Origin of the sequence: Dialister histaminiformans, from assembly GCF_900103425.1 — a bacterium.
In the GTDB taxonomy this organism is placed as follows: Bacteria; Bacillota; Negativicutes; order Veillonellales; family Dialisteraceae; genus Allisonella; species Allisonella histaminiformans.
Map to the genome: position 1 here is coordinate 56186 of NZ_FMXA01000008.1, position 19130 is coordinate 75315.

21 protein-coding genes are annotated in these 19130 nt (G+C 46.4%); all 21 read left to right on the forward strand.

Translation table 11 applies throughout. The features are described 5' to 3' along the window. Positions 1-42 precede the first annotated feature (42 nt). Positions 43-510 carry a 6,7-dimethyl-8-ribityllumazine synthase gene (ribH, locus tag BLQ79_RS03920; protein ID WP_091364066.1) on the forward strand — a complete coding sequence of 156 codons (468 nt, stop codon included), beginning with the start codon at positions 43-45 and terminating at the stop codon, positions 508-510. A 241-nt stretch (positions 511-751) separates the two neighbouring features. Then, complete coding sequence (locus BLQ79_RS03925; protein ID WP_091364068.1) at positions 752-1762, forward strand: acyltransferase family protein; 1011 nt, start codon at positions 752-754, stop codon at positions 1760-1762. 251 nt (positions 1763-2013) lie between these two features. Then, on the forward strand, positions 2014-2631 hold the full coding sequence (locus BLQ79_RS03930; RefSeq protein ID WP_091364070.1) for a DUF47 domain-containing protein: 618 nt from the start codon (positions 2014-2016) through the stop codon (positions 2629-2631). Positions 2632-2658: 27 nt separating this feature from the next. Next, positions 2659-3516, forward strand: a complete 858-nt coding sequence (locus tag BLQ79_RS03935) for a pyridoxamine kinase (protein WP_091364072.1) — start codon at positions 2659-2661, stop codon at positions 3514-3516. Further along, a complete protein-coding gene (gene folP / locus BLQ79_RS03940; RefSeq protein WP_091364074.1) occupies positions 3509-4351 on the forward strand; it encodes a dihydropteroate synthase in 843 nt (280 codons plus the stop codon). Before BLQ79_RS03935 ends, folP begins: the two co-directional genes overlap by 8 nt. 2 nt (positions 4352-4353) lie before the next feature. Beyond that, positions 4354-4713, forward strand: coding sequence for a dihydroneopterin aldolase (folB, locus tag BLQ79_RS03945; protein ID WP_091364077.1), 360 nt, complete (start codon positions 4354-4356; stop codon positions 4711-4713). Then, positions 4713-5222, forward strand: coding sequence for a 2-amino-4-hydroxy-6-hydroxymethyldihydropteridine diphosphokinase (folK, locus tag BLQ79_RS03950; protein WP_091364078.1), 510 nt, complete (start codon positions 4713-4715; stop codon positions 5220-5222). Before folB ends, folK begins: the two co-directional genes overlap by 1 nt. Further along, entirely contained in the window at positions 5195-8596 is a 3402-nt protein-coding gene (gene mfd, locus BLQ79_RS03955; RefSeq protein WP_091364080.1) for a transcription-repair coupling factor, read from the forward strand. The genes folK and mfd overlap by 28 nt, the downstream gene beginning before the upstream one ends. A gap of 218 nt (positions 8597-8814) precedes the next feature. After that, positions 8815-10410: a putative polysaccharide biosynthesis protein gene (locus tag BLQ79_RS03960; protein WP_091364082.1), complete on the forward strand. Its 1596-nt coding sequence runs from the start codon at positions 8815-8817 to the stop codon at positions 10408-10410. Between the two features lie 90 nt (positions 10411-10500). Then, the gene (locus BLQ79_RS03965) at positions 10501-11646 is read left to right on the forward strand and encodes a MazG family protein (protein ID WP_091364084.1); all 1146 of its coding nucleotides are present in this window, start codon (positions 10501-10503) and stop codon (positions 11644-11646) included. A 17-nt stretch (positions 11647-11663) separates the two neighbouring features. Beyond that, positions 11664-11939 carry an HU family DNA-binding protein gene (locus BLQ79_RS03970; protein WP_091364086.1) on the forward strand — a complete coding sequence of 92 codons (276 nt, stop codon included), beginning with the start codon at positions 11664-11666 and terminating at the stop codon, positions 11937-11939. Between the two features lie 265 nt (positions 11940-12204). Further along, a complete protein-coding gene (locus BLQ79_RS03975) occupies positions 12205-13269 on the forward strand; it encodes a M24 family metallopeptidase (protein WP_234944917.1) in 1065 nt (354 codons plus the stop codon). Positions 13270-13288: 19 nt separating this feature from the next. Next, positions 13289-13849: an elongation factor P gene (gene efp / locus BLQ79_RS03980; RefSeq protein ID WP_091364090.1), complete on the forward strand. Its 561-nt coding sequence runs from the start codon at positions 13289-13291 to the stop codon at positions 13847-13849. Positions 13850-13886: 37 nt separating this feature from the next. Continuing rightward, positions 13887-14267 carry an Asp23/Gls24 family envelope stress response protein gene (locus BLQ79_RS03985; RefSeq protein WP_159427837.1) on the forward strand — a complete coding sequence of 127 codons (381 nt, stop codon included), beginning with the start codon at positions 13887-13889 and terminating at the stop codon, positions 14265-14267. A gap of 43 nt (positions 14268-14310) precedes the next feature. After that, complete coding sequence (locus BLQ79_RS03990) at positions 14311-14610, forward strand: hypothetical protein (protein ID WP_143270071.1); 300 nt, start codon at positions 14311-14313, stop codon at positions 14608-14610. Positions 14611-14630: 20 nt separating this feature from the next. Continuing rightward, entirely contained in the window at positions 14631-15035 is a 405-nt protein-coding gene (gene nusB / locus BLQ79_RS03995; protein ID WP_091364147.1) for a transcription antitermination factor NusB, read from the forward strand. Next, positions 15035-15991, forward strand: a complete 957-nt coding sequence (locus BLQ79_RS04000) for a tRNA (adenosine(37)-N6)-threonylcarbamoyltransferase complex transferase subunit TsaD (protein WP_091364098.1) — start codon at positions 15035-15037, stop codon at positions 15989-15991. Before nusB ends, BLQ79_RS04000 begins: the two co-directional genes overlap by 1 nt. Next, positions 15969-17066 carry an exodeoxyribonuclease VII large subunit gene (gene xseA, locus BLQ79_RS04005; protein ID WP_091364101.1) on the forward strand — a complete coding sequence of 366 codons (1098 nt, stop codon included), beginning with the start codon at positions 15969-15971 and terminating at the stop codon, positions 17064-17066. Before BLQ79_RS04000 ends, xseA begins: the two co-directional genes overlap by 23 nt. Next, on the forward strand, positions 17044-17313 hold the full coding sequence (xseB, locus tag BLQ79_RS04010; RefSeq protein ID WP_091364103.1) for an exodeoxyribonuclease VII small subunit: 270 nt from the start codon (positions 17044-17046) through the stop codon (positions 17311-17313). The genes xseA and xseB overlap by 23 nt, the downstream gene beginning before the upstream one ends. Next, the gene (locus BLQ79_RS04015; protein ID WP_091364106.1) at positions 17270-18151 is read left to right on the forward strand and encodes a polyprenyl synthetase family protein; all 882 of its coding nucleotides are present in this window, start codon (positions 17270-17272) and stop codon (positions 18149-18151) included. The genes xseB and BLQ79_RS04015 overlap by 44 nt, the downstream gene beginning before the upstream one ends. Positions 18152-18161: 10 nt before the next feature. Further along, the gene (locus BLQ79_RS04020; protein ID WP_091364109.1) at positions 18162-19052 is read left to right on the forward strand and encodes a TlyA family RNA methyltransferase; all 891 of its coding nucleotides are present in this window, start codon (positions 18162-18164) and stop codon (positions 19050-19052) included. The last annotated feature ends 78 nt before the right edge of the window (positions 19053-19130 follow it).

Consider the following 19130-nt stretch of genomic DNA (forward strand, 5'->3'; position numbering starts at 1 on the left):
CATTGGCAATTCACTGAACAGTAATAAAAAAGGAGAATGAATATGAATATTATTTCCGGTCTTTATAATGAAAAAGATATCCGTGTAGGTATTGTGGCTTCCCGTTTTAATGAGATTATCGTATCAAAACTGATTGACGGAGCCGCGGATGGACTTTCCCGCCATGGCGTAGATCTCGACACCGTAGATCTGGCATGGGTTCCCGGCGCTTTTGAAATTCCGCTGGCTGCGCAGAAGATGGCGGAAAGCGGAAGATATGATGCGGTCATCTGTCTGGGAGCGGTTATCCGGGGTGAAACCGATCATTACGAACATGTAGCCTCTGAAGTGACCAAGGGGGTAGCTCAGGTTTCCCTTAAGGCGGATATTCCGGTACTTTACGGCATCCTTACCACAGATACAGTGGAACAGGCACTTAACCGCGCAGGGCTTAAGGCAGGTAATAAGGGATTTGAATGCGCAATGGACGCACTGGAACTGGCATCCCTGTATAAAAAGCTTTCCCGTTAATCAGGAAGCCGGATAAACGATCCGGCATGGGTATAAACATGAACGGGGAGAAACCGTATACTGTAAAAGACAGGCATACAGTGGCCATAAAAAGGCGGTGGACCGAAGGTTCACTGCTTTTTCATATGGCAGAAAATAAGAACGAGATATATCCCGGATGATTCGCATGGTACTGTGAATTCTGATATAATAACTAGGTATTTTTAATTAAAGTGGTTAATCCCGTAAATAGTGAGGTTGTATGAGTACACATGAACGAATAGGATATATTGATATTGCCAAAGCTATTGGTATTATTTCAGTCATTATCGGACATATGTGGTGGTATCAGCCTGAAATGAACCTGATGTACAGTTTCCATATGCCATTATTTTTCCTGATTGGCGGATTTTTCATTAAGAGACGCAAACCTTTTAAAGAAATTGTTCATCAGAAGGCCGTACGACTTCTGAGCCCTTATATATTCACCTGCGCAGCCATCATGCTGGTGACGGTGCTGATGGATTTATTTTTCGCGAAAGGCGGAAATATTGCCGGTGATGTATGGGGATGGTTCCTGGCTTCTCTGTATGGAAGCGGATCCCTTACCAGCCCGGTATTCAATATTCATCCTATAGGACCTATCTGGTTCCTTCTGGCTATGTTTCAAGCACTGGTCATTTATAATTTCGTGTTCGGTACCCGCTGGGCATGGCCTGTATGTATTGCCCTGTTTGCCATTGGTTATGCGGGTGCACAGTGGGCATGGATTCCCCTCAGCATCTGGGGCGCATTTACCGCCATTCTGTTTATCCATATCGGCCATGAGACGAAAGACATCATCCTGTCCCATATGAAGCTTCCTTACGCGATTGTGGCGCTGGGAATCTGGGCCGTCTGCTTTATGTACACCGGACTTAATTTTGAAATCGATGTACCGATGTCCATGGCACGCTGCTATTACAGCAATGTTCCGCTGAATATCCTCGGTGGGTTTGCAGGTACGTTCGTAATCCTTTATGTTTCTAAATGGATTGAGAAATGCGGAAAGATCGGAAGCTGGTTCGAGACTTATGGCAGAAACTCTCTGGTAGTGCTCTGCTTCCATACGCTGGAACTGGAAGCCATTCCCTGGGATGATCTGCTGCCTCTGGTGGGACTGACTCCTATGACCATTGATGAAACCATCTGCAAGCTGGTCTGGTCAATCTTCTGGGTGGTTGTAGCCATCCATTATAAGCCGCTGCACCGGATTTTCGGAGTGGTCGACTGATAACAGGTATAAACATGTCTTTTCTGTAAATATACTGACAGAAAAGACATGTTTTATTTAATTGCAGTTAACTTTCAGGCAGATAAATCCATTCAGGCAAAGCCGGGACACCTGTTGTATAATAAGATGTATTACGTATAACTGGGCTCAGGTAAAACTGTATGTGCCGGAAACACTATCTTACGTTTCCCGGTGTGATGTACAGATGGTTATGGGAGGCCGGATGACAGATAGATAAAGGAGTTGGAGTTATGACAGGAAAAGAAGAGAAGTTTTTTGGGGTTCTCAGGGAATATACCGGGTACTGTGAGAAGGCAGGAGCCCTGCTCGACTCCGTAGTGTCGGGAGAAACGGATCCGGAAGAAGGATATGAATCACTTCGCCTGTTAAAACGGCAGAGCCGGGATGTACAGGGGCGTCTGATTGAGCGGCTGTATAAGGCTTATCGTGAACCGGCCTATGCCAATGAAGCCCGGAGTATGGTTGTCCGTATGGATGGGATTATTAACGGAGCCAAGGATATTGTAAATACGCTCATTGTATATCATAAGGAGGAAACCTGCCCTGAAGGCATTCACGTAATGACCAAGCTTATCCGATGCGCTGTATCGGAAATGGTGAAGATTATAGGATATACAGATGATGTGGAAGCCAATCTGATGAAGATGGATGCCAGATGTCAGCGTATTTATAATATGGAAGAACGTGGGGATAATACGTACAGAACAACCCTTCAGAATCTGTTCTACGGAGATCATGATCCCATGTATGCTATACGCTGGCGGGAAATTCTGGGCGACCTGGAAAAGGTTCTGGATTCCTGTGCCGGTATGATTCCAAGGTTTCAGCGGATTATGGTGAAAGACTGAGTAAATTTCGTGGTATGGAGTTTTCGCATGCGTATTCCAAAAGTTTTAGCAATTCATGATATCAGCTGTGCCGGCAGGGCTTCCCTCACCGTCATTCTGCCAGTGCTTGCTGCCTGTGGTATTGAGGCCATACCGCTGCCAACGGCGGTATTAAGCAATCATCTGGCCTTTTCTCATGTATCCTCTCTGGATTTCACGCCATATATGCAGTCCTTTATGGATGCGTGGGACAGGAACGGCATTTCATTTGACGGAATTTACAGTGGATATCTGGCCAGTCCGGAACAGGTATATGTGGTAAAAGAAGCGATTAAGCGCTACGGGGGCCGGATTCCGGTAATGATTGATCCGGCTATGGCTGATCATGGACGGTTCTATTCCGGCCAGAATACGGAAATGGTAGAACATATGAGGCATCTCATCCGCCGGGCCCATGTGATAAAGCCGAACTACACAGAAGCCTGTTTCCTGGCAGGGGTTTCCTGTGATAAGAATGTGATTCCGGATGAAGGGCGGATAGATTATCTGCTGGATTATCTGGGACAAAGCACAGAACGGGTGATTATCACCTCCATTCCCCGGGGACATGATACTTACTGTAATATATCCCTGGATAAGCGGACAGGGGAAAAGGAAATCGTTTCTTTCCCTTATATTCCGTTTACGACCTATGGGACCGGAGATATTTTCAGTTCCATTGTGATGGCGGGAACTCTGAAGAATATACCTCTGGCACAGACGATGCGGATTGCTACCGCATTTCTGCAGAAAGCTATTGAGGCGACGGCAAAGGCAGGAACCAGTCCGCTGGAAGGAATACTTTTTGAAAATATGCTTCCGGAACTGACAGAAATTATGGAAAGGGCGGTTGCAGGCAATGAATAAGGAAAAAAGAAGATATACATTTAAAGATGGAAAAGAACTCATCCTTGGGGATAAGATGGTGGTCATGGGGATTCTGAATGTAACACCGGATTCCTTTTCCGATGGCGGGCACTGGGATACCGCCGGTACTGCGGCAGACCATACAAAGAGAATGTGCCGTGATGGGGCTGGAATTATCGATATGGGGGCGGAATCCACCCGCCCTGGTTCTACTCCTCTTACCGCGGATCAGGAATGGGAACGGCTTCAGACTTTTTTGCCGGTTGTGCTGAAGGAAAGTACGGTTCCTGTTTCTGTGGATACCTATCATTATGAAAATGCCGACCGGGTTATGACTGTGGGCGCCCATGTGATGAATGATATCTGGGGACTTCAGGGCGATGATGGCAGTATGGCCCGGGTAGCGGCAGAACACGCTTGCCCTGTCATTGTGATGCACAATGACAAAAATCCGCATTATCACCAGGTGATCGAGGACATGAAACGATTCTTTGATACCTCCATAACCATTGCGGATAAGGCGGGAATACGAAGAGAAAACATCATACTGGATCCGGGCATAGGATTTGCCAAAACCAGAGAAGAAGATCTGGAAGTTATCCGGCATCTCGATGAACTGACAGAGGCCTTCCCATTTCCGTTCCTCCTGGCAGCGAGCCGGAAACGTATCGTAGGCACTCTGCTCAGTCTTGACCGGGCAGCGGACCGTGATGAAGGTACAGGGGCCTTATCCATCTGGGGGCTGGAAAAAGGATGCGCCATGGTGCGTGTTCATAATGTGCCAATGAATGTCCGGCTGGTACGCATGTGGGAAGCATTAAAGGGAAATGACTGAATATGGATAAGATTACCTTAAAGGGAATGGAATTCTATGCCAGACATGGAGCAATGAAGGAAGAACAGATACTGGGGCAGAAGTTTACTGTGGATATCACCATGTATCTCTCCCTGGATAAGGCCGGAGCGGATGATGACTTGGAAAAGACGGTTAATTACGCAAAGGTCTATTCTTTCTGTCGGAAGATTGTGGAAGGGGCGCCGGTCCGGCTGATTGAACGCCTGGCATGGATGATTAATGAAAAAATAATGAAGGAATATCCGGAAATCCTGTCCATCCGCACTACGGTACATAAGCCGGGGGCGCCGGTGGGAGGCATATTTCAGGATGTATCCGTAACATTGGAGAAAACAAGATAATGAGCAGATTTTATATTTCCATGGGTTCCAATATGGGAAATTCACTGGAAATTTTCAGAAAGGCATTCATCCGCATTTCAGAAATTCCGGGTCTTTCTCTCGTAAAGGCATCGTCTATTTACAATACAAAACCCTGGGGGAAAACCAATCAACCGGATTTCCTGAACGCAGTGCTTCTGATAACCTTTGATGGAGAAGGAGAGGCGCTTATGCGTGAACTTCTGGCTGTGGAACAGGAATTTGGCAGGAAGAGGATTATTCACTGGGGCCCCCGTACACTGGATCTGGATATTCTGTACGGAGAGAATACAACCTGCCATAGTGAACTGCTTACTTTGCCGCATCCCTGGTTCTGGGATCGGCTTTTTGTGCTGGTTCCGATGGCGGAAATCACACCGGACTTTGTGTATAAAGGGCAGCGGATTCAGGACCGTATTCATGAACTGGGGGATTCCAGCGCCGTAAGAAAGGAGGAGTTTACATGGAAGAACAGGCCATCAGAAATATAGCGGATGTTCAATCCGGGACGGAAAAACCGGCAGAACAAACACAGAAACCGGAAGATAAACTCCTTCCGGAGCATGTGATGGGACCTTTCCTTATCCGGGAAATCAGCAGAGATAATCCGCAGATGGAAGAAGGAGGCTTTTACCGCGATAAGAAGACAGTACAGTTGATAGGGGCCTCAGGAACACAGAAAGCCATGGCGGCTGCTATGGCCTGCGGAGAGCTGGAGGGACCGGCCGTCATTGTGGCACCTTCGGCCAGAGATCTGCGATACTGGGAAATGGACCTTCACTTCTTTATGCCTGAGAGAAAGTGCATTGTGTTCCCGGTCATAGAAAAAGCGGATGCCTCAGTAAACTTTTCATCTACCGAGCGATTAAGAGACCGGATGCGTGCACTTTCTGCCGTCAGAACCGGAGAACCGGTGGTCATCCTGGCAACCTCAGTGGAAGCGGCACAGAAGCTTCCGGAGCAGAAGACTCTTCTTTCTCAGTGCATAACGCTGACAAAAGAAGACTGTATAGAACGGGAAGACTTCCTGGCTCGACTTACCGGCATGGGCTATGAACGGGTGGATCAGGTCGAAAGATGTGGACATTTCTCCGTTCGCGGGGATATTATCGATATTTTCCCGATAAATAAGGAACATCCGCTGCGCATAGAGTTCTTTGATGATGAAATCGATGGGATGCGCTGGTTTAATGAAGATACGCAGAGATCCATCCGTATGGCTGATAAGGCCATCATCTTCCCGATAAGCTATGAAGGGAAAGAGACAGCCATCCTCTCTGATTATCTGAAGGATGGACTGCTGATTCTGGATGAACCGCATCGGGGAGAAGAACAGCTGAAAAGCTATTTCCGTGAAGAAAAGGAGAATGCGTTACGGGCCGTTTCCTGGAAAGAATTGGTTGCATCGGGAAATAAAAACCGCGAACTTATATTCTCTCTGATTAACCGGAGCCTTCCGGGGATATCCTGCCATCAGAGTGAGACATGGCCCGGACAGACGATGACTAACTATCAGCGTCAGATTCCCCTGTTTATCACGGAATTGCAGAACCTGCTCAGCCATGGATGGAAAGCCGCGGTAGTGATTCCTGACCGTACGGAATACATGGAAATTGAAGGGGCCCTGTCAGAGGCAGGGATTCCTGTATCGATGGAACTGGAAGCGGGAAAGGTCACACTGGCCAGAGACGCCATCTCCGGTGGTTTTGAACTGCCGAATCAGAAGATTGCCCTTATCGCCGCCGGAGATATTCTGGGACGGCAGAAAATCAGAAGATTCAGCCGTGCCGGAAATAAAGGAAGACAGATCCGTTATTTCTCTGATCTGAATGTGGGAGATTATGTAGTACAGGATACTCATGGTATTGGTCGTTACATCGGTCTTCGTACGATTGAGCTGGAAGGGGTTCACAGGGATTATGTGACCATACAGTACTCCGGAGGAGATAAGTTATATCTCCCTATGAATCAGATTTCCACACTGGAGAAATATATAGGTCCGGAAGGGACTACTCCGGTTCTGAGTAAGATGGGCGGGGCCCAGTGGGACAGGGTTAAATCCAAAGCCGGTAAATCCATCCGTGAACTGGCGGAAAGACTGCTTAAGGTTTATGCGGAAAGAGAGATTACTCCAGGAATTGCCTTTGATAAGGACAATGTTATGCAAAGGGAATTTGAAGATAGTTTCCCTTATATAGAGACGCCTGATCAGCTGTCAGCTATACAGAAGATAAAGGAGGCTATGGAAAAACCGCAGCCGATGGATATGCTCCTTTGCGGCGATGTGGGATTTGGCAAGACGGAAGTGGCCATGCGCGCCGTGTTTAAATGTGTAGTGAGCGGATACCAGGCTATGGTTCTGGTTCCGACCACCGTTCTGTCGCAGCAGCATTACAAGAACTTTGTTAAGCGGATGGAACCGTTTGGCATACGGGTGGCAGTCCTCAACCGGTTTGTCTCTCCTAAAGAGAAGAAACTGATTCTGCAGAAACTGGCAGCGGGAGAGATAGATGTCATTATTGGAACGCATGCCATTCTGAACAAGAAGATTCACTGCCATAAGCTGGGGCTTCTCGTTGTGGATGAAGAACAGCGCTTCGGCGTTGTACAGAAGGAAAAGTGGAAATCCTGGTCTGCTGGAATCGATGTGCTGGCCCTTTCGGCTACCCCGATTCCAAGAACACTCCACATGTCCCTTACCGGGGTGCGGGATATGGCCACACTTACGCAGGCACCGGCCAACCGCCATGCCATCCAGACCTATGTCACCGAATATGATGATAATCTGGTACGGGATGCCATTATCCGCGAAAAGGAACGTCATGGGCAGACATACTTCATTTACAACCGCATTGATACCATTGAAGCCATGCAGCATCACCTCCGGCAGATTCTGCCGGAAGATGTCTCCATCGTTATAGCCCACGGCCGTATGGATGGACGGCAGCTGGAAGATATTATGGTGGATTTCTATGCCGGTAAATTTGATGTCCTTCTCTGTACGACGCTGATCGAAAATGGCATTGATCAGCCGAACGCCAATACCATGCTGGTATATGACGCCGACCGGTTGGGACTGTCTCAGATTTATCAGATGAGGGGACGTGTCGGACGAAGTGAAAAGATTGCCAGAGCATACTTTTTCTACCGGAAAGGGAAGATTCTCAGCGAGGTGGCGGAAAAACGTCTGGATGCTATACGGGAATTCACTGAACTGGGCAGCGGATTCAAGATTGCCATGCGAGACCTGGAAATCCGGGGCGCAGGTAACCTCCTCGGATCCGCACAGCATGGCAACATAGCCAATATTGGTTTCAGCACGTATTGCACCATGCTGGAAGATGCCATTAACACGCTTAAGGCAGAGCGGGAAAACAAGCCGAAGCCGAAGAAGCTTCCGGCGACGATTGTTGATTTCCGACAGGATGCCTATCTGGATCCGAAGTATATTCCCAAGGAAGAGGCAAAGATGGAAATCTATCGCCGTCTTTCTCTGGCCTCTACGGAAGAAGAAGTTTCAGATTTGCTTGATGAGGTTATCGACCGTTTCGGTAATCCGACTGCTCCGGTTATCAAACTGTTCAACTCAGCTAAGGTCAGGACAAAAGCCAGACATCTGGGAATCGGAAGTATACTGGATGAAGGGGGTCATTACCTCATTACCTGGGCTGATACGGATTTCATAAAAGGATGGAATCCCGCCAGACTTCCGGTACAGTATCTGGAAGCCATCCATATTCTCCCTGGGGCACCGTCGCGTATACAGATAGATAAGAGCAAGATCAGGAAAAATGTCCTCGTTTGGTTCAGTGAGCTGTTTACAGCGATTGAACAGGATATGGGGAAAAACATTAAGAATTCTTAAACAACGGACTGACGGGCCTGTGAAGTATCCCACAAGATATGCAAATTGTGTTATACTATTTCGTGTTGACCCACAATGGGGGAATGTTACCGATGAACTCTTTTTCCGGATGCTGAAAAGGATTACATCGGATTTTCATTAGATTCAAGAATAACTGCCGGTTCCGTGTGACAGATGGTTATGCCGGAACACAGGGCAGTATAGGATGGATTGGAAAAATGAAGAAAAACTCGTTTATACAAGGTGCGGTGATTCTTGCGGTATCAGGAATCATTGTAAAGCTTATCGGTGCAGTCAGCCGTATTTACCTGTCCCGTCTTCTGGGCGGTGAAGGGATAGGTCTCTATCAGATGGCTTACCCGATTTATCTGCTCTGTCTTTCTATTTCGACGGCAGGTTTACCGGTTGCCATCTCCATCATGGTTTCAGAACGCAATGCAATCCATGATTTTCTGGGAGGGCAGAGAATTCTGAAGATTGCCCTGTCCGTTCTGACCCTGACAGGATTGCTTTTCAGTGTGGGACTCTATTTCGGATCCAGTGTGCTGATTGATCATCACATTGTCCGTGATCCCAGAGCCTACTGGTCTCTTATCGCACTGGCGCCGGCAGTATTCTGCGCTACCATTTCTGCGACCATGCGCGGATACTTCCAGGGACTTCAGAACATGACACCTACTGCGGTATCTGAAGTCATTGAACAGTTTGTCCGCGTGGTGACGATGATTGGCCTGGCCATCATCCTGTTACCGAAAGGGCTTGAATTTGGCGCGGCTGGTGCCACATTTGGCGCTGCGCCGGGGGCAGCTGCGGCTATTCTTACTCTGGGCTGGTTCTACTGGCATGACAGAAAACACAGAAAGATGTGGTATATGAGTCAGGACAAGTCCATTGTTCCTGACAGCACATGGAATATCATGAAACGCCTGTTTATCCTTGCGATTCCTGTATCCTGCGCTAATATCATGATTCCAATCGTTTCCAATATCGATTTGTTCATCGTACCGAAGAGACTGGAAGTGGCCGGTTTCAATGTAGAACAGGCAACAACCCTTTTCGGATACCTTACCGGTATGGCTACGGCACTGATTAACATGCCGACCATTGTTACGTCTTCCATGTCATCCAGTCTGGTGCCGGGAATTTCTGAAGCCAGCATCAAGAAAGACTTTGATACCATCAGAAGACGCGCCAGAACTGCACTTCGTCTGGCTTCTGTCTTTACACTGCCAGCGGCTATCGGACTTGGGGTCATCGCTACTCCGATTTCCACTATGCTCTATGCTACGGCGAACGCCGGACCGTGTATTGCTGTTATGAGTATTGGTATTTTTTTCCTCGGTATTCAGCAGGTTACCACAGGTATTCTGCAGGGGCTGGGAAAGACAGCTGTACCATTTATCAATCTGATAGTCAGTGGATGTGTCAAGGTTGCCTTTTCATGGAATCTTACCGCTATGCCGCAATTTGGTGTGCTGGGGGCAGCGTTTGCAACGGATACGGACTTTGCTGTAGCGGCTGCATTAAACCTTCTGTTCCTGTACCGGTACATGCGGTTTAACATGGATTATGGTCACCTGCTGAAGGTAGCTATCGCCTCCGCGGTTATGGGGGTAGCGGTATATTTCAGCTTTGGGGCCATTATCGGGGCTATTCACAGTAATACGCTGTCGGCACTTCTTGCTATCTGTGTAGGTGTTGTGGTTTATGCTCTGGGTATTCTGCTGACTAAGGCCATCAAGCCGGAAGATGTAAGAACTATGCCGAAAATCGGACCAAAACTGGCAGCCATTATTGAAAAGATTAGTTTCTGATTAAAAGAGCAATAATTTGTATTCATTGCAGATTATTGCTTTTTTTATACCTGCTCACTATTTGTATGTGTTCCGGGAGGAGGACGGGATATGACAGAAGCGGATATTCAGGTTTTAATACAGAATCATCTCATATCATTTAACAGAACCGTTATCTTTGCCGAGGGAAAGGCATCACTGGTCGAACCATTTCGCGAAGGTACGGATCTGGTTGTATCGGGACTGGATTCAGGAACATGGTCCTTATGGAAAGAGAGATTGCAGAAAACATATGAAAATGACAGTGTGATACAGATCATGGATTCTCAGAGACGTATGATGCCTGTCCGCCTGGAAGCGGCGGGTAAGGAGATATCTGTGCCTCGTCTGCTCGTTATCCGTCCGGATCAGATGAAAAACAAACCGTCCGGAAGATATTCCCTTGAACCACTGGAAGAGGTTATGAATACACTGCTGGGAGAAGGAGGATGTCCCTGGGACAAAGCACAGACCCATAAATCACTTCGTACGTATTTCATTCAGGAAGTGTATGAAGTGATTGACGCGATTGATGAAGGAAATCCGGAACATCTGCAAGAAGAGCTTGGAGACTGTCTGTATCAGATTATTTTTCATTCTGCCCTGGCTGAAAGGGAAGGGCTGTTTACCTTGCAGGATGTTGTGCAGGGGGTAGTGCAGAAAATGAAGAGCCGGCACCCTGGAATATTCAGGGATAACGTGGGACAGGTATCTGATGGGGCTGCAAAAGATAAACTTTCCTGGGAAGATAGAAAAAATGAGGCAAAAAACAGAAAACATCTGCTGGATGGTGTACCAAAATGCTTGCCAAGCCTGCTTTTAGCGTGTATAATTCAGAAGAAAGTGAGTTCTACCGAAGTTCGAACCACCCGGAATGTCCATGAAATATCTGTGGATATTCAGCGGTCCCTTACATCCTGCTTTAAAAAAGTGGGGGACAAGTGCAAGGACGGAACGGACAATGAATTAGGCAGACTGCTTTTTGTTTTTGCCGCCGCAGTCCTGGACGCTGGTAAGGATCCCGAATTGCTCCTGCACGAGTATTGCATGGAGTATATACGTATGTTTACTGCATGGGAAACAGAAATCCAAGCGAAATATAGCGGAGCAAAGCTAAGTGGCAGTCAGATTCGAAACTTGTGGGCAGTTCATTGCCGCAAGAAAAATGCCACAGAGTCGGAAGAAACACCAAACGGGTGTGAACCCCGTTTTATTTAAAGGAGGAATTTTTTACTATGAATAAGACAGAATTGATTGCAGCAGTTGCTGAAGAAGCTAAAATGACCAAAAAGGACGCTGAAAAGGCAGTAAAGGCAGTCCTCGACGTTATCAGCGAATCTCTCGAACAGGGAGACAAGGTTGCTCTCATTGGATTTGGCACATTTGAAGTTCGTCAGCGCGCAGCAAGAACAGGTCACAATCCGTCTAACCAGGAAACAATTCAGATTCCTGCTTCCAAGGCTCCAGCATTCCGTCCAAGCAAGCAGCTGAAGGAAAGAGTTAACCACTAATTCTTTACAGGATATTCCGGAAATCCGTTTATGGCACATTTCCGGCCATGGCAGAAGATTTCCTCAAAACAGCTATCAAAAAGCTTCAACGCGGTCATTCCGTAATCCGGTGACTGTGTTGAAGCTTTTTTCAGGAGTAAATTCCTTCAGGCTGAAAGATTTTCATGATAATAATGCCACCTGTATAAAATTTATTAGTAAACAAAATAAGGTGGACATGGACAAAACATACCTTATCTTGTATCATTATAAAAGATGAAAAGTGGTGTTTATATTGATTAAACAGGAAAAGATTAAGGATTTCCTTAAACAGAACAACGTAGATGCTGTTCTGGTGTGTAAAGACGAAAATTACCGTTACATCAGCGGATTTACCGGATCTGACAGCTATCTTCTACTTACAGGGGATGTTTCCTATCTGATTACAGACAGCCGGTATACTGAGCAGGCTGAGGCCGAAGCTCAGGGCATGCAGGTTGTTAATCATAAAGGCAAGCTGGCGGACGTGGTGAAGAAACTGGCTGATGCGCATCAGGTCAGACGCCTTGGTGTAGAGAAGGGAATGACCTACGGCCTGTATCTCAGGCTCGATGATGCTATGCCGGATAAGGAATTTCTGGTTGTTACGCCAGACGTTCTGCGCCAGATAAAGACGGAAGAGGAACTTCGGAATATAGCCGAAGCATGCCGTATATCCGACGAAGGATTTCGGAAGACACTTCCTTATATTAAAGCGGGAAAGACAGAAAACGAGTTAAGAAGGATTCTGGAATGCGCAATGTTGGAAGCCGGATCGGAAGGAAGGTCTTTTGAGACCATAGTGGCTTCCGGAGTCAGATCATCCATGCCCCATGGTATCGCGACAGATAAAGTGGTGCAGGAGGGAGAACTGATTACCTTTGATTTTGGTGCCATATACAGGGGCTACCATTCGGATATTACCCGAACCGTAGCTGTGGGTACCATTTCAGACCGGCTGCGTTATATCTATGACAGCGTGCTTGAGTGCAATCTGACTGTTGAACGCATGCTTCGTGCAGGCTTAAAGGCCTGTGATGTGGATGCTAAAGCCAGAGAATATCTGAAATCATGTGATTTGGATCAGTATTTCACGCATTCCCTTGGACATAGCGTAGGACTTGAGATACATGAAACCCCTGTTTTGTCACCACGGGATGAGACAATCCTTGTTCCCGGTATGACAGAAACGGTAGAACCAGGGGTATATATTCCCAATGTAGGTGGAGTCCGTATTGAAGATACGGTTGCCATAAAGGAAAACGGTATTGATATTTTAACCGGATTTCCCAAGAACTTTATAAAAGTATGATTTAGGAGGATGAAGTATAATGATTTCCAGTAATGATTTTCGCCCAGGTGTAACAATTGAAATTGATGGCAATGTATGGCAGGTTATTGAATTCCAGCATGTAAAACCAGGTAAGGGTGCCGCTTTCGTAAGAAGCAAGCTCAGAAATCTTCAGACCGGCTCCGTAATTGAACGTACATTCAATGCAGGTGTTAAGTTCCCGGCAGCACAGGTTGAACGCAAGACCATGCAGTATCTGTATGAATCCGATGGCTCCTACTACTTCATGGATGTTGAAACCTATGATCAGATCATGCTGACCAAGGAACAGCTGGGTGAAAAGCTGAACTTCCTGAAGGCTGAAATGGAAGTATCCGTGCTGTTCTTCAACGGTTCTGTAATCGGTGTAGAACTCCCGAACTCTGTTGAACTGGAAGTTATTGAAACTGAACCTGGTATCCGCGGAAACACAGCTACCGGCGCATCTAAGCCAGCTAAGGTTGAAACCGGCTACATTGTAAGAGTACCGCTGTTTGTAAACGAAGGGGATGTCCTCCGTATCGATACTCGTTCCGGTGAATATCTCGAAAGAGCTAAGTAATAACCGGCTTTACTGATTTTTAATGGGGGTGAGACTGGTGGAAGTTGCTGAAATAACCAATTCATCAGGCACGGTAAGGATAGCTGCGCATGTGATTGCTAAAATCGCGGGACGTATTGCTTTGTCCGTTCCAGGCGTGATTGGAATGGATTCTGATTTATCAGATACCATTTCCCAGGCCATTGGCATGGAATGCACTAACGGGGTGCATGTATCTGTGAATGAAGCAGGGGCTTCCATCAATCTTTATATCCTTGTTAAACATGGAGTCAGAATTCCTGATCTGGCACTTACTGTGCAGCATAAGGTAAAGGAAGAAGTTCACAAAGAGACGAATGTACCTGTTGAAACCGTAAACATTTACGTACAGGGCATTATATTTGATAACGAAAAGGCAGGCGATAACGTTGGCCGATAAAATTGTCAAAAATAGTGATTTGGAACATGTGCAGGAAAAGCTTGTGAATGAAATTGAAACCATGCTGTTATCCGATCCATTGGTTCATGCATTGACAGGGAAGGGAATTCAGCGTTTTGTTTCCGGAATTACCCATGCATTTGGTAAGAGTGTGCATCAGGGAGTATCCCTTCATACTGATGATAATGGAGTGGTAGCCGACATATCGGTTGTCCTTACTGACAACGCCGCTGTGTATGCGTCCGCCTGTGCACTGCAGGATAAAATAAAGAAACTGATTCGGATTCATCTGGGGGATGTCCCCTGTTTTGTCAATGTAATTGTGACCGGAATATCAGAATAGTAACGAGGTAAATGGTAGTAATGACACGAACCGATGCAAGAGCTTATGTATTAAAGTATCTGTATGCAAAGGAAATCAATCCGGAAGGGGCAGAAGCCTTTGCTTCCAGCCGCTATAAACCGGACGATGAAGAATCTTCTGCTTATGCAGAAGGGATCATAAAGAGTGTAATTGCCAATCGTGAGGCAATTGATGCTTTGATTTCATCGCATCTGAAAAAGAACTGGTCGCTGGATCAGTTAAATAAAGTAGATAAGAATATTCTCCGTCTGGCTATTGCAGAATTTAAGTTCCCGGCGGCTGATGAGAAGCCGGACTGTGCAATAGTAATTAACGAAGCGGTCAAACTGGCTAAAACCTATGGCGGTGATCGTTCCTATCGTTTTATTAATGGCATTTTGGACAAAATCTTTAAAGAAAAATAATGGCTAGATTTATTGGTATCGATACAAGTTGCTACACAACGTCTGTGGCTGTTTATGACAGTCAGCAGGGGCTGGTAGCTGAAGAACGAACAGTTCTTAAGGTTAAGCAGGGCCATCGGGGTCTTTCTCAATCTGAAATGGTGTATCAGCATGTACGTAATCTTCCAGAATTATTTCATAAGATTGGAAATGAGATTCACTCCATCAGCGGGATAGGAGTGTCCGCATTTCCAAGAAGGCGGGCGGATTCCTATATGCCCGCCTTTCTTGTTGGAAAAGGCGCAGGGGAAATGCTTTCTCAGACCCTGCATGTTCCGCTTTACCTGTTCAGCCATCAGGAAAATCATGCGATGGCGGCCATGCGGAACCGGCCGGAAATCTGGAATATACCATTTTATATGATGCATCTCTCCGGTGGTACTCAGGATGTGCTGTCTGTGACCTGGGAAGCAGAAAACATGCATTTTAAAAATGTTATGACCTCTATGGATATAACAGCAGGGCAGCTGATTGACCGGGTGGGGGTAGCCCTTGGACTTCCTTTCCCGGCAGGAAAACATGTTGAAGTGCTGGCGAAGGGAGCCGATAATCCCTGTCAGTTCCCGGTAGCCCGGGTTAAGAATGCCTTCAGTTTCTCCGGTGTAGAGACCACTGTGCAGAAATGTATCCGCGAAGGCAATCAATCTTCTGAAAATGTGGCGGCCGGAGTCCTTCAGGCTATAGGCAGGGCACTGAAAAAGGAGCTCCTTTCGTATCCTTTTGAATCAGGACGGACCATGATTGCGGTAGGCGGTGTTATGTCAAATACTTATCTCCGCCATATAGTAATGGAGATTGGCAGGAAGAAAGGGCTTACTGTGCTCTTTGCAGATCCGGTCTACAGTTCAGATAACGCATCAGGAAATGCTTTTGGAGCATTCATGAGGTACAGCCATGAAAAAGGTAACAGTCAGTGAGTGCAATGAATGGATATCCCATCTGTTTAATAAGGATTATACCCTTCACAACCTGGCTGTCTCCGGTACGGTAAGCAATCTGAGAATACACAGTTCAGGACGCGTTTATTTTTCTCTTATGGACAGTAAGGGACGGATTTTCTGCGTCATATCACCTGAAAGGCGTACATTTTTGACACGCAGGTTATATAATGGCTGTGAAGCCACCTGCTCAGGGACTTTTATTTACAGTGCCAGAAGAGGATATGCCTCTCTATATGTGGACAGGATTACCGGAATCCGTACAAGCGAAATGACTGAAAAGGCAAGGATTCTCTATGAACAGCTGGAAAAGAAGGGGTACTTTTCCCCATTACACAAAAAGTTACTACCTTCGTTTCCGGAACAAATCGGAATCATTGCTTCCTCCACCGGCGCAGTCTGGCATGATATCATAAAGACCGGCAGAATGCGAAATGATTCCATAAGATACACTGTACTGGGCTGTCGTGTACAGGGAGAAGAGGCATCACAGGATATGGCCAGCCGTATCCGGGAAGCGCAGACTATGTCCAGCCCTCCGGATATTCTGATTCTTGCCCGCGGCGGTGGGGCGGAGGAAGACCTGCAGCCTTTCAATGATGCGGAACTGCTGGAAGCCATACATGAATCTTCTATTCCTGTAGTATCTGCGGTAGGACATGAAACAGATGTCACACTGGCTGATCTGACAGCGGATGTACGGGCTTCCACTCCGACACAGGCGGCTGAATTATGCATACCGGAAAAACAGAGCGTGCAAGAGGAAATTGTCCGTCTTATGCATCGTATGGCGGATGCCGCTGCCGGTTCTCTGGAAAAAGCAGCCATTTCCCTTAATGCGGTGGAACAAAGGCTTACCTCTCCGGAGATACAGGTCCGTCTTACTGAACAGGGACGGTATGTTCAGCATCGGTATATGCAGTTATATGTATCGCTGCATAAGGCTATTGACGCAAGAAAGATTGCTATTTCAGAAAAACTTCTGCATGGTAATATAGCGTTGATTAATCATATGTCACACGAGGATAATCATGGGAAAGACAAGAACATTTGAAGAAGAACTGAAACAGCTGGAAGCCGAGGTTTCCCTTATGGAAAAAGGAAATCTCCCGCTGGATGAATTAATTGCGCACTTCCGTCAGGGAACGGAAGCGGCAAAGAACTGTTACCATTTGCTTCAGAAAGCAGAAAATGATATTACCATTCTGACCGAAGAAGTTTCCAGACTGGCTGATACGGGAAAGGAAGAAAAACAAAATGAATGTACAGAATGTATTGAAGGAAAAACAGAAAATAATTAACGAACATTTGTCCGCTCTTCTTGTTTCAGATTCCCCGAGCCATCATACGCTGTATCAGGCAATGAACTACAGTCTCCTTGCTGGAGGCAAGCGGATTCGTCCGACTCTGTTTCTCCTGGTTCTGGATATGCTGGGGGTCAACTCTTCCCTCTATCTGGATATTGCCTGCGCCATTGAATGTATACATACCTATTCGCTCATTCATGATGATCTTCCCTGTATGGATAATGATGATTATCGTCGCGGCCGTTTAACCAATCATAAGGTATTTGGACCGGCCATGGCGACTCTGGCCGGAGATGGCCTGTTAACGTACGCGTTTGAACTTCTCACCTCTGGTTCACAGATTTCCCCGATTAAGCAGAGCCGGCTGGTCTATATTCTCGCGAAAGCCGCGGGCCCCTCCGGTATGGTGGGAGGTCAGGCGCAGGACATAGAGTCTGAAAACAGAAAACAGACTGTGGAAGAACTTAAATTCATGGATTCCTGTAAAACCGGATGTATGCTCACGTCCCCTGTGGATATGGCATCTGTCCTGGCAGATTGCGAAAAGACAGAATATGATGCCCTGCACAGCTTCAGCGTTCACCTGGGGCTGCTGTTCCAGATTACAGATGACCTGCTGGATGCCACCAGTTCACTGGAAACCATGGGCAAGAAGGCAGGGCAGGACGAAAAACTTGATAAATCCACATATGTCTCTGAGCTGGGCATTGATGGCGCAAGGCAGATGGCGGAAAAGGAAGCTTCCGCGGCCGTAGAAGCGCTTAATATATTTGGTGAAAAGGCATGGGCCTTGCAGGGACTGATTCCATATATATTAAACAGAAAGAAATAAAGGTACAGTAATGTTGGATATTTATTCATTTACAGCAAATACAGCAAAGAATACGGACGAAAAAAAGAAAGAACATACCAAGCCGAAGAAAAAGGAACGTCTTGACGTCTTATTGGTGGAAAGAGGTTTTTTTGACAGCAGGGAAAATGCCAAACGGCACATCATGGCAGGCATCGTTCTGGTAGATAATGTACCGGTTGATAAGGCAGGGACAAAAGTGCCGGTAAAAGCGGAAATCCGCTTAAAAGGGAAGGTCATGCCCTATGTTGGCCGTGGCGGTTTTAAGCTGGAAAAGGCCATTAAGACATTTGGAATTGACCTGCATGATAAGGTTATGGCCGACTTCGGAGCATCTACCGGAGGATTCACTGATTGTGCGTTAAAACACGGAGCCAAAAAGGTATTTGCCATTGATGTAGGGTACAATCAGCTGGATTGGAGATTGAGAAATAATGCAAAAGTTGTTAATATGGAGAAGATGAACATCAAAGGCGTTACTCTGAATGTTCTCAAAGAAAAGGTGGATTTTATTGCCACAGATATCTCTTTCATTTCTGTATTAAAAATCATTCCGGCGGTTAAATCCGTATTAAAGGATTATGGAAGTCTGGTTATTCTCATAAAGCCTCAGTTTGAAGCCGGGAAAGAAAAAGTCGGCAAAGGAGGCATTGTCCGAGATCCCCTGGTTCATGAAGAGGTCATTAGCAAGGTAATACATGAATTTGCCAGGGAAGGTTTTTCCATTAAAGGATTAACCTATTCACCTATTAAAGGGGGACAGGGCAATATTGAGTTCCTTGCGTATATCCAGCGTGCAGTGGAAGGGGAAGAACAGGTTCCGTATACGGCTGAACAGATACATGATCTTGTCACATTGGCACATACCAACCTGAAGGGGTGAGTATATGATTTTTGCTGTTTTTCCAAATCTGGGAAAAAAAGAATTTTACACTTTATTTAAAAGATTAGAAGACATCTT

Bases quoted from the DNA above. Each gene is read 5' to 3' on its own strand.
- nusB (WP_091364147.1), top strand. From the start codon at position 14,631: ATGACACGAACCGATGCAAGAGCTTATGTATTAAAGTATCTGTATGCA.
- BLQ79_RS04020 (WP_091364109.1), top strand. From the start codon at position 18,162: ATGTTGGATATTTATTCATTTACAGCAAATACAGCAAAGAATACGGAC.
- mfd (WP_091364080.1), top strand. From the start codon at position 5,195: ATGGAAGAACAGGCCATCAGAAATATAGCGGATGTTCAATCCGGGACG.
- efp (WP_091364090.1), top strand. From the start codon at position 13,289: ATGATTTCCAGTAATGATTTTCGCCCAGGTGTAACAATTGAAATTGAT.
- ribH (WP_091364066.1), top strand. From the start codon at position 43: ATGAATATTATTTCCGGTCTTTATAATGAAAAAGATATCCGTGTAGGT.
- xseA (WP_091364101.1), top strand. From the start codon at position 15,969: ATGAAAAAGGTAACAGTCAGTGAGTGCAATGAATGGATATCCCATCTG.
- BLQ79_RS03970 (WP_091364086.1), top strand. From the start codon at position 11,664: ATGAATAAGACAGAATTGATTGCAGCAGTTGCTGAAGAAGCTAAAATG.
- BLQ79_RS04015 (WP_091364106.1), top strand. From the start codon at position 17,270: ATGAATGTACAGAATGTATTGAAGGAAAAACAGAAAATAATTAACGAA.
- BLQ79_RS03965 (WP_091364084.1), top strand. From the start codon at position 10,501: ATGACAGAAGCGGATATTCAGGTTTTAATACAGAATCATCTCATATCA.
- xseB (WP_091364103.1), top strand. From the start codon at position 17,044: ATGGGAAAGACAAGAACATTTGAAGAAGAACTGAAACAGCTGGAAGCC.
- BLQ79_RS04000 (WP_091364098.1), top strand. From the start codon at position 15,035: ATGGCTAGATTTATTGGTATCGATACAAGTTGCTACACAACGTCTGTG.
- folB (WP_091364077.1), top strand. From the start codon at position 4,354: ATGGATAAGATTACCTTAAAGGGAATGGAATTCTATGCCAGACATGGA.
- folP (WP_091364074.1), top strand. From the start codon at position 3,509: ATGAATAAGGAAAAAAGAAGATATACATTTAAAGATGGAAAAGAACTC.
- BLQ79_RS03930 (WP_091364070.1), top strand. From the start codon at position 2,014: ATGACAGGAAAAGAAGAGAAGTTTTTTGGGGTTCTCAGGGAATATACC.
- BLQ79_RS03925 (WP_091364068.1), top strand. From the start codon at position 752: ATGAGTACACATGAACGAATAGGATATATTGATATTGCCAAAGCTATT.
- folK (WP_091364078.1), top strand. From the start codon at position 4,713: ATGAGCAGATTTTATATTTCCATGGGTTCCAATATGGGAAATTCACTG.
- BLQ79_RS03935 (WP_091364072.1), top strand. From the start codon at position 2,659: ATGCGTATTCCAAAAGTTTTAGCAATTCATGATATCAGCTGTGCCGGC.
- BLQ79_RS03960 (WP_091364082.1), top strand. From the start codon at position 8,815: ATGAAGAAAAACTCGTTTATACAAGGTGCGGTGATTCTTGCGGTATCA.